The 13,689-nt window shown below is 59.1% G+C and carries 12 protein-coding genes and 1 pseudogene; 8 read left to right on the forward strand and 5 right to left on the reverse strand.

Annotation, left to right across the window (positions count from 1 at the left end; translation table 11 throughout):
- Nucleotides 1–13: 13 nt before the first annotated feature.
- The 3 genes from tauC to tauA form a co-directional block, all read right to left on the reverse strand.
- Nucleotides 14–859 carry a taurine ABC transporter permease TauC gene (tauC, locus tag ACQKEN_RS01515; RefSeq protein ID WP_427683149.1) on the reverse strand — a complete coding sequence of 282 codons (846 nt, stop codon included), beginning with the start codon at nucleotides 857–859 and terminating at the stop codon, nucleotides 14–16.
- Nucleotides 856–1,647, reverse strand: a complete 792-nt coding sequence (tauB, locus tag ACQKEN_RS01520; RefSeq protein ID WP_427683151.1) for a taurine ABC transporter ATP-binding subunit — start codon at nucleotides 1,645–1,647, stop codon at nucleotides 856–858. Before tauB ends, tauC begins: the two co-directional genes overlap by 4 nt.
- A 274-nt stretch (nucleotides 1,648–1,921) precedes the next feature.
- On the reverse strand, nucleotides 1,922–2,899 hold the full coding sequence (gene tauA / locus ACQKEN_RS01525) for a taurine ABC transporter substrate-binding protein (protein ID WP_427683153.1): 978 nt from the start codon (nucleotides 2,897–2,899) through the stop codon (nucleotides 1,922–1,924).
- A gap of 797 nt (nucleotides 2,900–3,696) precedes the next feature.
- Here tauA and ACQKEN_RS01530 point away from each other — a divergent pair.
- From ACQKEN_RS01530 to ACQKEN_RS01555, 6 genes are all read left to right on the forward strand, one after another.
- Nucleotides 3,697–5,082, forward strand: a complete 1,386-nt coding sequence (locus ACQKEN_RS01530; protein WP_427683155.1) for an OprD family porin — start codon at nucleotides 3,697–3,699, stop codon at nucleotides 5,080–5,082.
- Between the two features lie 142 nt (nucleotides 5,083–5,224).
- Complete coding sequence (locus tag ACQKEN_RS01535) at nucleotides 5,225–5,863, forward strand: peroxiredoxin (protein WP_427683157.1); 639 nt, start codon at nucleotides 5,225–5,227, stop codon at nucleotides 5,861–5,863.
- 444 nt (nucleotides 5,864–6,307) lie between these two features.
- Complete coding sequence (locus ACQKEN_RS01540) at nucleotides 6,308–7,273, forward strand: sulfonate ABC transporter substrate-binding protein (protein ID WP_427683159.1); 966 nt, start codon at nucleotides 6,308–6,310, stop codon at nucleotides 7,271–7,273.
- 27 nt (nucleotides 7,274–7,300) lie between these two features.
- A complete protein-coding gene (gene ssuC / locus ACQKEN_RS01545; protein ID WP_427683161.1) occupies nucleotides 7,301–8,089 on the forward strand; it encodes an aliphatic sulfonate ABC transporter permease SsuC in 789 nt (262 codons plus the stop codon).
- Nucleotides 8,086–8,895, forward strand: a complete 810-nt coding sequence (gene ssuB / locus ACQKEN_RS01550) for an aliphatic sulfonates ABC transporter ATP-binding protein (protein ID WP_427683163.1) — start codon at nucleotides 8,086–8,088, stop codon at nucleotides 8,893–8,895. The genes ssuC and ssuB overlap by 4 nt, the downstream gene beginning before the upstream one ends.
- Nucleotides 8,896–8,946: 51 nt before the next feature.
- Nucleotides 8,947–9,162 carry a TOBE domain-containing protein gene (locus ACQKEN_RS01555; protein ID WP_133773552.1) on the forward strand — a complete coding sequence of 72 codons (216 nt, stop codon included), beginning with the start codon at nucleotides 8,947–8,949 and terminating at the stop codon, nucleotides 9,160–9,162.
- 340 nt (nucleotides 9,163–9,502) lie between these two features.
- Here ACQKEN_RS01555 and ACQKEN_RS01560 read toward each other — a convergent pair whose 3' ends face one another.
- A complete protein-coding gene (locus tag ACQKEN_RS01560) occupies nucleotides 9,503–10,141 on the reverse strand; it encodes a TetR/AcrR family transcriptional regulator (protein WP_427683165.1) in 639 nt (212 codons plus the stop codon).
- A 158-nt stretch (nucleotides 10,142–10,299) separates the two neighbouring features.
- Nucleotides 10,300–11,676 carry a glutamine synthetase family protein gene (locus tag ACQKEN_RS01565; RefSeq protein ID WP_065987362.1) on the reverse strand — a complete coding sequence of 459 codons (1,377 nt, stop codon included), beginning with the start codon at nucleotides 11,674–11,676 and terminating at the stop codon, nucleotides 10,300–10,302.
- A gap of 351 nt (nucleotides 11,677–12,027) precedes the next feature.
- Between ACQKEN_RS01565 and ACQKEN_RS01570 the strand changes: the two are divergent.
- Together ACQKEN_RS01570 and ACQKEN_RS01575 are read left to right on the forward strand one after the other, a co-directional pair.
- Nucleotides 12,028–12,126, forward strand: a pseudogene (locus ACQKEN_RS01570) (gamma-glutamyl-gamma-aminobutyrate hydrolase family protein); the annotation flags it as partial.
- Between the two features lie 201 nt (nucleotides 12,127–12,327).
- On the forward strand, nucleotides 12,328–13,686 hold the full coding sequence (locus ACQKEN_RS01575; protein WP_037016227.1) for a glutamine synthetase family protein: 1,359 nt from the start codon (nucleotides 12,328–12,330) through the stop codon (nucleotides 13,684–13,686).
- The last annotated feature ends 3 nt before the right edge of the window (nucleotides 13,687–13,689 follow it).

Below are 13,689 nucleotides of genomic sequence, written 5' to 3' on the forward strand. Positions count from 1 at the left end.
TGAGGTGTTCGACTCAATGATTCTGGCCGTGCCAGGGCACAAGCCTGCGTTGCAGCGCGCGCAGGCCCATTTCCAGCGCGAAAGCGATCAGCGCGATGACCAGAATTCCCAGCACCACCACGTCGGTCACCAGAAACTGCGCAGCGGACTGAACCATGAAACCCAGGCCGCTGGTGGCGGCGATCAACTCGGCCGCCACCAGCGTCGACCAACCCACGCCGAGGCCGATGCGCACGCCGGTCAGGATGTCGGGCAGGGCGCTGGGCAGGATGACGTGACGGATGAGCTGCCAGCGGCTGGCGCCCAGAGACTGAGCCGCGCGCAGTTTTGCGCTGTCGACCGTGCGCACACCGGTCGCGGTGGCGATGGCGATCGGCGCGAAGATCGCCAGATAAATCAGCAGGACCTTGGAGAATTCGCCAATGCCGCACCAGATCACGATCAACGGCAGGTAGGCCAGGGGCGGCACCGGGCGATAGAACTCGATCAGCGGGTCGAAAATCCCACGCGCGATTCGGTTATGACCAATGGCGATGCCGACCGGAATGGCCGTCAGCACGGCGAAGAACAGCGCCAGGCCGATGCGTTGCAAACTCGCCCCCAGGTGCTGCCAGAGTGTGGAGTCCATATAGCCCTTGGTCATCAACAACCAGGCTTTTTCCAGCACAGCGGAAGGCGGCGGCAGAAACAGCGGTTCGACCCACTCAAGGGCTGTGACCACCCACCAGCCACCCAGCAGGACGGCGAGGGTCAGCACGCTGATGGCGCGCGTGCTCACATAGAAAGAAGAGGGCTGACGCGGCGCGGTTTGCACCGGCGCGCGAGTGAGCGCTGGCTCCGGTGATTGATAAAGACTCATGCCCGTTGCTCCCGCACGCTTTGACGCTGGGAAAATACGCGCGCCAATACGTGCTCGCGGGTTTCGATGAACCGAGGGTCGGACTTGATGGCGCGGGCCGACTCACCTGCGCTGTAGCGCTGACCGAAGTCGAGCTTCAGGTGCTCGACGATATGACCGGGATTGGGCGCAAGCAGAATCAGATCCGTCGAAAGGAATACCGCTTCTTCAATGTCGTGGGTGATCAGGAAGACCGGCTTGGCGCTGCGTTGCCAGACTTGCAGCAGCAGCTCTTGCATCTGTTCGCGGGTGAAGGCGTCCAGCGCGCCGAAAGGCTCGTCCATCAGCAGCACACGTGGATCGGCCGCCAAAGCACGGGCAAGGCCCACACGTTGTTTTTGCCCACCGGACAATTCCCAGATACGCCGCTTCTCGAAGCCGGCGAGATCAACCAGCGCCAGCATGTCCCGCGCTTTGGCCTCACGTTTTTCACGGGGTACGCCTGCCAGCTCCAGCCCGAATGCGACGTTGGCCAGTACATCCTGCCAGGGCAGCAGAGCGTCATCCTGAAACACCACGCCGCGCTCGGCGCCGGGCCCGAGCACCGGCACGCCATCAAGGGTGATGCGGCCGGCGCTTGGCGCGACGAACCCGGCAATCAGGTTGAGCAACGAAGTCTTGCCGCTGCCGGATGGGCCCAGGGCAACCAACAGTTGCTGCGGACCAAGGGTCAGGGAAATATCCGACAGCACCGGTTCGGCTGCACCGGGATACTGTGCGCTGATGCGCTCCAGCTTTAAAAGGGCCATAGCATGGACTCCGCTTCTAATAGATGTGCATGCACGGTTAATGGATGACGGCGCTGTGAGGGATTTCTCGCATTCTTCGGTGCGTCGTTAAATTCATTTGTAGGAGCCGGCTTGCTGGCGACCCCGACCTTTCGCTCGATACGAGGTGACTGACCTGACGAGTTCGCCAGCAAGCCGGCTCCTACAGATGTTGGTGCGTCGTGGGAATGTGTAAAAGGTGGATAGGCCGTGAGGTACGTGGCGATATCACACTCATGTATGGGCTCCGGACGGATCACTGGGTGACGAACTTCGCGCTCACGTAAGGGGTGTAATCGGCCAGCACGGCGTCGACCTTGCCCTGTTCCTTAAGGAACGCGGCGGTCTTGGTGATCGCGTCGGTGGTTGGCGCGCCCAGTTCAGTCACCTGATCAGCCGCCAGCGGGTAGACGTTGCCCTGCAACAGGCCGGGGATGTCACCAGGCTTGGCGCCGGACAGCTTCACCAGTTTGTCGACGTTGCCGGCATCGGCCAGCCAGGCCGCAGGATCCTTGCGGTACGCGGCGTAGGCGTCGAGGGTGGTTTTGGCGAAGGCTTTGACAACCTCAGGATGTTTGTCGGCGAAGTCCTTGCGCACGATCCACGCATCGAAGGTCGGCGCGCCGACCTTCGCCAGCTCGCCCGACGTGATCAGCACTTTGCCTGTCTCCTTGGCGACGCCGAGCGCTGGGTCCCAGACGTAAGTGGCGTCGATGTCACCGCGTTTCCACGCCGCCGCAATGGCGGGTGGGGCGAGATTGAGGATGGTTACTTTCGCCGGGTCGATCTTCCAGTATTTCAGGGCAGCGAGCAGGCTGTAGTGGCCGGTCGAAACGAATGGCACGGCGATCTTCTTGCCAATCAGATCCTGTGGGCCGTTGATACCGGAGCCATTACGCGCAACCAGCGCCTCGGCAGCGCCGATCTGGGTGGCAATCAGGAACGTTTCCACCGGTACTTTGCGCGTCGCCGCCGCAGTGAGAGGGCTGGAGCCGAGATAGCCGATCTGGACGTCGCCCGACGCGATCGCCGTGATCACGTCCGCGCCGTTATCGAATTTACGCCATGAAATCTTCGAGCCCGTCGCCTTTTCATAGGCGCCATCGGCCTGGGCGACCTTCGCCGGATCCACGGTGGTCTGGTAGGCGACGGTAAAGTCGGCGGCCTGGGCGAACAGCGCGGAGCCGGCGAGCGACAGGGCCGCCAGGACGCGTAGGGGGTTGAGCAATTTCATGGTGACGCTCCGTGGAAAGGCACACCGCCTTCGAATGCCGCAGAGCGTAAATGATCTAAGAAAATCGAAATAAATAACCTTTTGGAATTTGCTTAGCGTTAATTTCCATACGCGAGGTCTTGATGGCTTCGCATCACCGAAACAAAAGCACTGATCTCATAGACGGTTCATCGAATCGTCACAATTTGTAAATACGATCGCGACGCCCGTTCGAGGATGCCTCGGGAGGGATGGGGATGGTCGTCCTCTGATCAGATTTGGACGGCCCAGCTGAGCGAGCAGCCGATGAGCACGGTGACTGACGCGCTTCGCTCATTTTTTCCCGACATCAGCACAAAGTGACGAACAGCAGGGTGACAACTGCAATATTTACGACTACCCCGCATGAAAGTTTATTACTTTCAGTGGGTTAGGCAGGCAATTCTCACCCAGTTTCGCAGGGTGACCGTGACTTGGCGGTCAAGTTCCGGTTGTACGACGCCCCTAAACGTATCGATCTGACGAACGGCACTGAAATATGTTTTGGGAATTAGGGATTAGGGCCGATACACTCCGCAACGGACGGCTGAAACGGCTTGTGACATATAACTGCTTGGCATAAAAGCAGGTCGATCAAGTCTTTTTAGGTTTAAAGGATTTCCCTTACCTTGCAGCCAGCTGTAACGCGGTCTAGTCAATTAGTCTTGGGGCCATTGACTCGCCGAGTCAGGTCCGGCGCTAATCGCGCATCCTCGGTTTTGAGCCTTAGGCTCTGGCCCGGGAACTACAAAAATTAGATTCATGAGGAGCGATACACAATGAAGAAGTCCACCCTGGCCTTGGCCGTATACGCAGGTGTCTTGGCTACTCAGGCTGGTGCAGCCGGTTTCCTGGATGACAGCAAAGCGACACTCAGTTCCCGTACTTTGTATTTCGAACAAGATCCGCGCGAGCCTGCGTCGAACGGTGCTAAAGCGCAGGATCAGCGCCAGACCACCCAGGGTTTCCTGTTCAACTTCATTTCCGGTTACACCCCGGGTACCGTTGGCTTCGGTCTCGACGTTCAGGGTATGTACGGCATCAACCTGAGCGGTGGTATCGATAACCGCAACCCTAACGGCAGCACGGCGAACACCGTTTCCCCAACGTCTTCTGACGGTACGCCGGTGGCTGACTGGGCCCGCGCTGGTGCCAACGCCAAGGTCAAAGTTTCCAAAACCGAGCTGAAACTCGGTAACGCTCTGCAGCCTAACCTGCCTATCCTCGTGGCGAACGACGGTCGTCTGCTGCCGCAGACCTTCCAGGGTGGCATCGTTACTTCCAAGGAACTCGACGGTCTGACGCTGACTGCCGGTAAGCTGACTCAAGCTGCCAGCCGTGCTTCCAGCAACTACGCTGACATGTCCCTGGCCGGCGGTTACAAAGGTTCGAACAACTTCCAGTTCGCTGGCGGCGACTACAAAGTCACCAAAGACCTGACCGTTCAGTACTACTACGCGAACCTGGAAGACTACTATAAGCAGCACTTCCTGGGCCTGGTCCACATTCTGCCGATCGCGGAAGACCAGTCGTTCAAGACTGACCTGCGTTACTTCCACAGCACTTCGGATGGCAAGAACGGCCATCAGGAAGTCAACGGCGGTTACCGCTTCGCCAACGGCTACAGCAAAGACGGCCAGGGCGAAGTGGATAACGACACCTGGACTGCCATGTTCACCTACACCCTGGGTGGCAACGCATTCCTGTTGGGTTACCAGTCGGTGAGCGACGACGGCGGCATGCCGATCATGAACAACGGCAACGTCACCCGCAACGGCCAAGCCGCCGGTCGTAACGAAGGTGAAGGCGGTAACAGCGTTTACCTGTTCACCGACAGTATGATCACCAACTTCACCCGTGCCGGTGAGCAAACCAAGTTCGGTCAGTACTCGTACGACTTCGCACGCCTGGGCGTTCCTGGTCTGAAAGCTGCCATCGCTTACCTGTATGGCGATCAGATTCGTTTGCAAAACGCAGCGTTGGGCCGTGGTTCGGAGTGGGAACGTGACATGCGTGTCGACTACGTGTTCCAGGACGGCTTCATGAAAGGCTTCGGCGTCACAGTCCGTCGCGCGAACCTGCGCTCCGATACCGACCTGTACGCTTCGCAAGCCAACACCGACCAGACTCGTGTGGTCCTCAACTACACCTACGCGTTCAAATAAGCGTGATGTGTTGAAAAGAGCCCCGCTTCGGCGGGGCTTTTTTATGCCTGAAACAATGTCATCCAGCACCAATCGTTCCTTTTGTTTTCAGATGCTGGCATGCACAGTGATTGATAACTCATCCTCCAAGGAGCACGACTGAATGGGCCTTAAACTTGGCGACATCGCACCCGACTTCGAACAGGACTCCAGCGAAGGACCGATCAGGTTTCACGAATGGCTGGATGGCAAATGGGCGGTGCTGTTCTCACACCCCGCCGACTTCACGCCCGTCTGCACCACCGAACTGGGCTTTACCGCAAAACTCAAAGACGAATTCGACAAGCGCAACGTCAAGGCGATTGCCCTGTCCGTAGACTCGGCTGATTCCCACACCAAGTGGATCGGCGACATCAACTCCACGCAAAACACCGTCGTGAACTTCCCGATCCTGGCGGACGAAGATCGCAAGGTTTCCGAGCTGTACGACCTGATTCACCCCAATGCCAGCGAAACCCTGACGGTGCGTTCACTGTTCGTGATCGACCCGAACAAGAAGATCCGCCTGACCATCACCTACCCGGCCAGCACCGGCCGCAACTTCCACGAGATCCTGCGGGTGATCGATTCGCTGCAGCTGACTGACAACTACAAAGTTGCCACACCGGCGAACTGGAAGGACGGCGAAGACGTTGTCATCGTGCCGTCGATCAAAGACGAAGCGGAGATCAAGGAACGCTTCCCTAAAGGCTATACCGCCGTTACCCCTTACCTGCGCCTGACGCCACAGCCAAATCGCTGATACGCCCCTGTTTCAACCACGACATTCGGGCCGATTTATCGGCCCTTTTTTTTACAACTATCAGTGATCGTCGACGCACATTCTGTAGGAGCCGGCTTGCTGGCGAAATCCGATTCATCAGTGAGGGGCACGGTGACTGTCACGCCGCGTTCGCCAGCAAGCCGGCTCCTACATATCGATGTAAATCAGTGAATCTCATGGTAGGCGAGCTAATGCATTCGCGGGCAAGCGCGCTCCTACCAAGTAAGCGCGTCTTAAAACGAGATCTCGTATATTCCTTTTGGTGCTAACCAAATGAATAAATATGATTTTAGAGAATAACCATCCCCTGTTATGGTCTTTCCGTCCTGGCGAGATCGCCGGCCATGAATCCCTTCCCGCCTTACTGGTCCGCCATCGGACGAGCAGGTGCCACCTGTTAGCTACACAGCAAAGGAGCGTGCCATGGGCACCGTTATTTTGCGTCGAGGCCTGGTCGCTCTGTTTGTTGCGGCGGTTTCCTTCGGCGTCCTTACTCAGGCCCAGGCCGACACCTTGCGCATCGGTTATCAGAAATACGGCACGCTGGTTTTGCTCAAGGCCAAAGGGTCGCTCGAGAAAAAACTCGCTGACCAAGGCGTGCAGGTTCAGTGGACCGAGTTTCCCGGTGGCCCGCAGTTACTTGAAGGCCTGAACGTCGGCTCGATCGACTTTGGCGTAACCGGCGAAACACCGCCTGTGTTTGCCCAGGCCGCTGGCGCTGATCTGCTGTATGTCGCCTCCGAACCGCCAGCGCCCACCAGCGAAGCGATTCTGGTGCCCAAGGATTCGCCGATTACTTCGGTCAAGGACCTCAAGGGCAAGAAGGTCGTCCTCAACAAGGGCTCCAACGTCCATTACCTGCTGGTGCGCGCGCTGGAAGATGCCGGCCTGAAATACACCGATATCCAGACCGTATTCCTGCCGCCCGCCGATGCGCGTGCGGCCTTCGAGCGCGGAAGCGTCGATGCCTGGGTCATCTGGGATCCGTACCAGGCCGCCGCCGAACAGCAATTGCAGGCACGAACCCTGCGCGACGGCAAAGGCATCGTCGACAACAACCAGTTCTATCTCGCGACCAAGCCCTATGCGCAGCAGCATCCCAAGGTCATTCAGACCCTGGTTGAAGAAGTGCGCGCCGTCGGCGAATGGTCCAGGGCCAACCCGGAGGAGGTGACCAAACAGGTCGCGCCGCTGCTCGGCCTGCCGGAAGACATCACCCGCACGTCGGTCAAGCGTCAGGGCTATGGCGCCTCGTTCATCACGCCTGAAACCGTCGCCGCGCAACAGAAAATCGCCGACACCTTCTACCAGCTCAAGCTGATCCCTAAACCGTTGCGCATCGCTGATGTGATCTGGACGCCACCCGCTGCTGTCGCGAAAGCGCAGTAAGCCTGGCAATTGGAAGGAGACAACTCCATGAGCGTGGAACGAATCACCCACAGACTGGCGCCCTGGCTGCTACCGGTCCTGCTGTTGGCGATATGGCAACTGGCGGTCAGTGCGGGGTGGCTGTCGACCCGCATTCTTCCGGCGCCGAGCGCCGTGATCGAGGCTGGCGTGACGCTGGTGCGCAGCGGAGAAATCTGGACCCACTTGGCGATCAGTGGCTGGCGTGCCGGAATCGGCTTTGCCATCGGCGGCGGGATCGGTCTGGCCCTCGGCTTCATCACCGGCCTGTCGAAATGGGGCGAACGCCTGCTCGACAGCTCTGTGCAGATGGTCCGCAACGTGCCCCACCTGGCGCTGATTCCGCTGGTCATTCTGTGGTTTGGCATTGATGAGACCGCGAAGATTTTTCTCGTCGCGCTGGGCACGCTGTTCCCGATTTACCTGAACACGTACCACGGCATTCGCAACATCGACCCGGCGCTGGTGGAAATGTCCCGCAGCTACGGTTTGAGCGGCTTCGGACTGTTCCGGCACGTGATTCTGCCGGGCGCGATGCCTTCGATTCTGGTCGGCGTGCGGTTCGCGCTGGGCTTCATGTGGCTGACCCTGATCGTCGCGGAGACCATATCGGCCAGTTCGGGCATCGGCTATCTGGCGATGAACGCCCGAGAGTTTCTGCAGACCGACGTCGTGGTACTGGCGATCGTCCTCTACGCCGTACTCGGCAAATTGGCAGACCTCGCGGCGCGCGGTCTGGAACGGGTCTGCCTGCGGTGGCACCCGGCGTATCAAGTGGCTAAAGGTGGCGCGCAATGAGCAATCTCCAACAACCGGCAAACCTGTTGCGCGGGATTCCCTTGCAGGTCCGCAAGCTGAAGAAAACATTCGGCTCGCGGGAAGTACTGAAAGACATCGATCTGCACATCCCGGCCGGTCAGTTCGTGGCAGTCGTGGGCCGAAGCGGCTGCGGCAAGAGCACGTTGCTGCGCCTTCTGGCAGGCCTTGATCAGCCGTCGAGCGGCCAATTGCTGGCCGGTCATGGCTCGTTGGCGGATGCGCGGGAAGACACGCGATTGATGTTCCAGGAGGCGCGTTTGCTGCCCTGGAAAAAGATCATCGACAACGTCGGCCTCGGCCTCAGCGGCGACTGGCGTGGCAAAGCGCTGGAAGCGCTGGAAGCCGTGGGTTTGGCCGAGCGCGCCAATGAATGGCCGGCGGCATTATCGGGTGGGCAAAAACAACGGGTGGCGCTGGCCCGTGCGCTGATTCACCGGCCGCGTCTGCTGCTGCTCGACGAGCCTCTCGGCGCGCTGGATGCCTTGACCCGAATCGAGATGCAGCAGCTGATCGAAAACCTGTGGAAGAAGCACGGCTTCACCGTATTGCTGGTGACCCACGACGTCAGCGAAGCGGTCGCCATTGCCGACCGGGTGTTGCTGATCGAAGAGGGCCGTATTGGCCTTGATTTGCAGGTTGATCTGGCCCGTCCGAGGGCGCGCGGCTCCTACTCACTGGCCGCGCTGGAAACCGAAGTGCTCAACCGCGTGTTGTCGCTGCCAGGCAATCCGCCCGACCCCGAACCGACTTCACCGCTGCCCACGCAACTGCGCTGGGCCAACTAACTCCAGAGGCAATCTTGCCCCCGGAACTGATCTCACAAAGGAAGCCTTACCATGACTATCAAAGCCATCAACGTACGTAACCAGTTCAAAGGCACCATCAAGGAAATCGTCTTCGGCGACGTATTGTCCGAAATCGACGTGCAGACCGCGTCGGGTGTGGTCACGTCCGTCATCACCACCCGCTCGGTAAAAGAGCTGGAACTGGTGGTCGGCAGCGAAGTGATCGCGTTCGTGAAATCCACCGAGGTGTCGATCGCCAAGTTGTGATAAATGCTGGATCGCAAGCGACGTCCCTACGTGTAGGAGCGCGCTTGCCCGCGAATGTGGGGTGTCAGTCACGGATTATTTAACTGACCCACCGCAATCGCGGGCAAGCGCGCTCCTACAATGGATCTCGATCCAAACCCCAGGTCTGCGTTGACCTCGAATCTGTAGGAGCCGGCTTGCTGGCGAAGGCGGAGGGTCTGAAATGAAGATGTCGACTGACCCACCGCAATCGCGGGCAAGCGCGCTCCTACGTTGGATCTCGGCCACGCACGCAATCGTCGGCGCACACAAAATCCGTAGGAGCCGGTGAATCCTCAGCGTCTGCGTCGTTTAGCAGGGCTTATAGATGTTGTGATCGCTTCGGCAAATACGGCGGCAGGTACAAACCCAGATACGCATCAAACACCCGCAGGCCTTCCTCGGCCATGCGCGGGGTGATCGCGTTGTGCAGCTGCACCGAGCGCGCATACACCCGATCCGCAAGTTCCAGCGCCAGGGCAAACACCTCGACATCATCGGGCAGCGTCGGCAGTTGAAAATGCCGGGCGAACAGCTCATGCATGAGGTTGCCCAGTTCAATGTCGTGCTGACGATCTGCCTGAGTGACTTCGGTCAAACCGTGCTGGGCGAGGATCAACTGCCGCGCGGCAGCGTCATCGCTGTAGATCGCGAGCATGCGCGATTCCACCACGTGGGACAGATCACGCCACTGGTTTAACTGATCATGATCGATGGGCTGCTGCAGGCTTTCGCGAAACGCCTCGTGGACATCAGCCGTGAGCGCTTCGAGCAGCGCGGGAACGCTGGCGAAGAAGTGATACACCGAAGAGGGCGGTATCTCGGCCCGCTCGGCGACGCTGTAGATCGATAGGCTCGCCACGCCGTCCGAGGCCAGCAGCGCACGTGCGGCATCGAGGATCGAGTCGATCCGCGCCTGACTGCGTGCACGAGGTTTGCGGGGTGGGGCGAGGCGGGTCATCAGTGCTCTCTTGGTCGGGGCCGCCGGCATTCTACAGTGGCAGCCGGGAGATTGCCTTCCCGGCTGAAGCCGGTCCCACAGGGTGTCCACGCAGCTCATGAATGAAAAACGCCACCGATTCTCTCGAAAAGGTGGCGTTTTCTTAACTCGTGCAGCCATCAAACCGTGTGCAGATACCAGTTGTATTCAAGGTCGGAGATGGAGTGCTCGAACTCCTCCAGCTCACTTTCCTTGCACGCAACGAAGATATCGATGTACTTCGGATCGATGTATTTGGCCATGACTTCGCTGTCGTCCAACTCGCGCAGTGCGTCACGCAGGTTGTTCGGCAGGCTCTGCTCGTTCTGCTCGTAGGAGTTGCCTTCCACGGGCGGACCGGGCTCGATCTGGTTGGTCAGGCCGTGGTGAATGCCTGCCAGCACCGATGCCATCAGCAGATACGGGTTGGCGTCCGCACCGGCAACCCGGTGTTCGATACGTACCGAATCGGCCGTCCCGGTAGGCACGCGCACGGCCACGGTGCGGTTGTCCAGACCCCAGCACGGCGAGTTAGGAACGTAGAACTGAGCACCAAACCGGCGATACGAATTGACGTTCGGGCAAAGGAACGCCATCTGCGCGGGTAGGGTCTCGAGCACACCGCCGATCGCATGACGCAATGCGGCGTTCTGCTCGGGATCCTCGCTGGTGAAGATGTTTTTGCCATCGCGATCGAGGATCGAAATGTGCACGTGCAGACCGTTACCCGCCTGGCCTGGATAAGGCTTGGCCATGAAGGTGGTGTCCATCTCATGGTCGTAGGCGATGTTCTTGATCAGGCGCTTGAGCAGTACTGCGTAATCGCAGGCTTTCAGCGCGTCGGCCGTGTGGTGCAGGTTCACTTCGAACTGCGCCGGGGCACTTTCCTTGACGATCGCGTCGGCCGGAATGCCTTGCTCTTTCGCACCTTCCAGAATGTCCTGGAGGCAGTCGACGTACTCGTCCAGGTCGTCGATCAGGTAAACCTGTGTCGAGTGCGGACGTTTACCGGAGATCGGCGAGCGCGGCGGTTGCGGACGGCCGTTCACGTTTTCCTGATCGATCAGGTAGAACTCAAGCTCGAAGGCAGCGCAGATGGTCAGGCCCATCTCGTCGAACTTGCTGACAACCTGGCGCAGCACTTCGCGTGGATCGGCGAAGAAGGGCGTGCCTTCCAGCTCGTGCATGGTCATCAGGAGTTGTGCGGTAGGACGCTTCTGCCAGGGCTCATTGCAGAGAGTGTCGGGGATTGGATAGCAGATTCGGTCAGCGTCACCGATGTCCAGACCCAGACCGGTGCTTTCCACCGTCGAGCCGTTGATATCCAGTGCGAATAGGGAAGCTGGGAGGTTGATGCCTTTTTCGTAAACCTTATGAAGGCTGGTGCGTTCGATGCGCTTGCCGCGCACCACTCCATTCATATCTGCAATCAGAAGGTCAACGTATAGAACCTCAGGATGTTCCTTAAGGAACGCGTTCGCTTCGTTGAGCTGAACGGCACGCGGGGGTACCGACATGATGCAACACCTTTGTTGTTGAAAATATCAATCATCGAGCATTACGGGTTTCAGTCAATCCGAAAGGCCAGACGAAGTCAAGGGAGCCCTGATTTGCCCTAAAAGGGCGCCGGAACGCTAATTTCGCCGCACTTTAGGGCAAATTTTTTGCGCTAAGGGTCATGGAAACTGCGGGCTTGAGCAGGGCGTTTTTTATTTTTTACGGGCGTGTTGTGGAAAAAAATGAACAACGCTAAGCTCGATTGCAACCCATAACAGCAATAATACCGGGGGTCTCATGTTTCGCCTTCCGCTGATCGGCCTCGCTGCCTGCACTCAGCCATTCGGGCACCTGCTTTTCACATCACGCGCTTTCAGTGTAGCGGCCCAGCCAGCGCGCCGGGCACAGCGCATGCTTCTGCGCGGCACCTCGACACCTTACTCTTTATCCGCGCAGCGGTTCCAGCGGGCGCGTCTTTTGCTTCGGCTGACGTACCCGGCCCAGGCTTTCTGCGGTACCCACCGCCGCGCGTTTTGCACAGGCACGACTATCTTTGAGTCTTCCAGGCAGTGGGCGATGCCTGAATCAAGCACGCAACACCGTAACGCCAGCGCTTCAAAGAACGCCTGACCGCCATGACGGCGACCAGGAATTAAAACCCTGAGGTATTTATGAGTACCAACCTCGACCAGCTCACCGATTGGTTGAAAGAACACAGGATTACCGAAGTCGAATGCATGATCGCCGACCTCACCGGTATCACACGGGGCAAGATTTCACCGACCAACAAGTTCATTGCTGAAAAGGGCATGCGCTTGCCGGAAAGCGTACTGCTCCAGACCGTGACGGGCGATTACGTCGAAGACGACATCTACTACGAATTGCTGGACCCTGCAGACATCGACATGTTCTGCCGTCCTGACCAGAGCGCGGTGTTTCTGGTGCCCTGGGCCATCGAGCCGACTGCGCAGGTGATTCACGACACCTACGACAAGCAAGGCAACCCCATCGAGCTGTCCCCGCGCAACGTCCTCAAGAAAGTCCTCAAGCTCTACGCCGATCAAGGCTGGCAGCCGATCGTGGCGCCGGAGATGGAATTCTATCTGACCAAGCGCAGCGACGACCCCGACTACCCGCTGCAGCCACCGGTGGGTCGCTCGGGTCGTCCGGAAACCGGTCGTCAGTCGTTCTCCATCGAAGCCGCCAACGAATTCGACCCGCTCTTCGAAGACGTCTACGACTGGTGCGAACTGCAAAACCTCGACCTGGACACGCTGATTCACGAAGACGGCACCGCGCAGATGGAGATCAACTTCCGTCACGGCGACGCGCTGTCTTTGGCGGACCAGATTCTGGTGTTCAAGCGCACCATGCGCGAAGCCGCCCTCAAGCACGATGTGGCCGCGACCTTCATGGCCAAGCCCATGACCGGCGAGCCCGGCAGCGCCATGCACCTGCACCAGAGCATCATCGACATCGAGACCGGCAAGAACATCTTCTCCAATGAAGACGGCACGATGAGTCAGCTGTTTTTGCAACACATCGGCGGTCTGCAAAAGCTGATCCCCGAGCTGTTGCCGCTGTTCGCGCCCAACGTCAACTCGTTCCGCCGCTTCCTGCCGGACACCTCCGCGCCGGTGAACGTGGAGTGGGGCGAAGAAAACCGCACCGTTGGCCTGCGCGTGCCGGATGCCGGCCCGCAAAACCGTCGCGTGGAAAACCGCCTGCCCGGTGCCGATGCCAACCCGTATCTGGCCATCGCCGCCAGCCTGCTGTGCGGTTTCATCGGCATGGTCGAGGGCCTGAACCCCAGCGCCCCGGTGGTTGGCCGTGGTTACGAACGCCGCAACCTGCGCTTGCCGTTGACCATCGAAGACGCGCTGGAGCGCATGGAAAACAGCAAGACGGTCGAGAAGTACCTCGGCAAGAAGTTCATCACCGGCTACGTCGCGGTCAAGCGCGCCGAGCACGAAAACTTCAAGCGTGTGATCAGTTCGTGGGAGCGGGAATTCCTGCTCTTTGCCGTCTGACGT

The sequence above is a fragment of the Pseudomonas sp. NPDC078416 genome (assembly GCF_050268485.1).
Taxonomy (GTDB): Bacteria; Pseudomonadota; Gammaproteobacteria; order Pseudomonadales; family Pseudomonadaceae; genus Aquipseudomonas.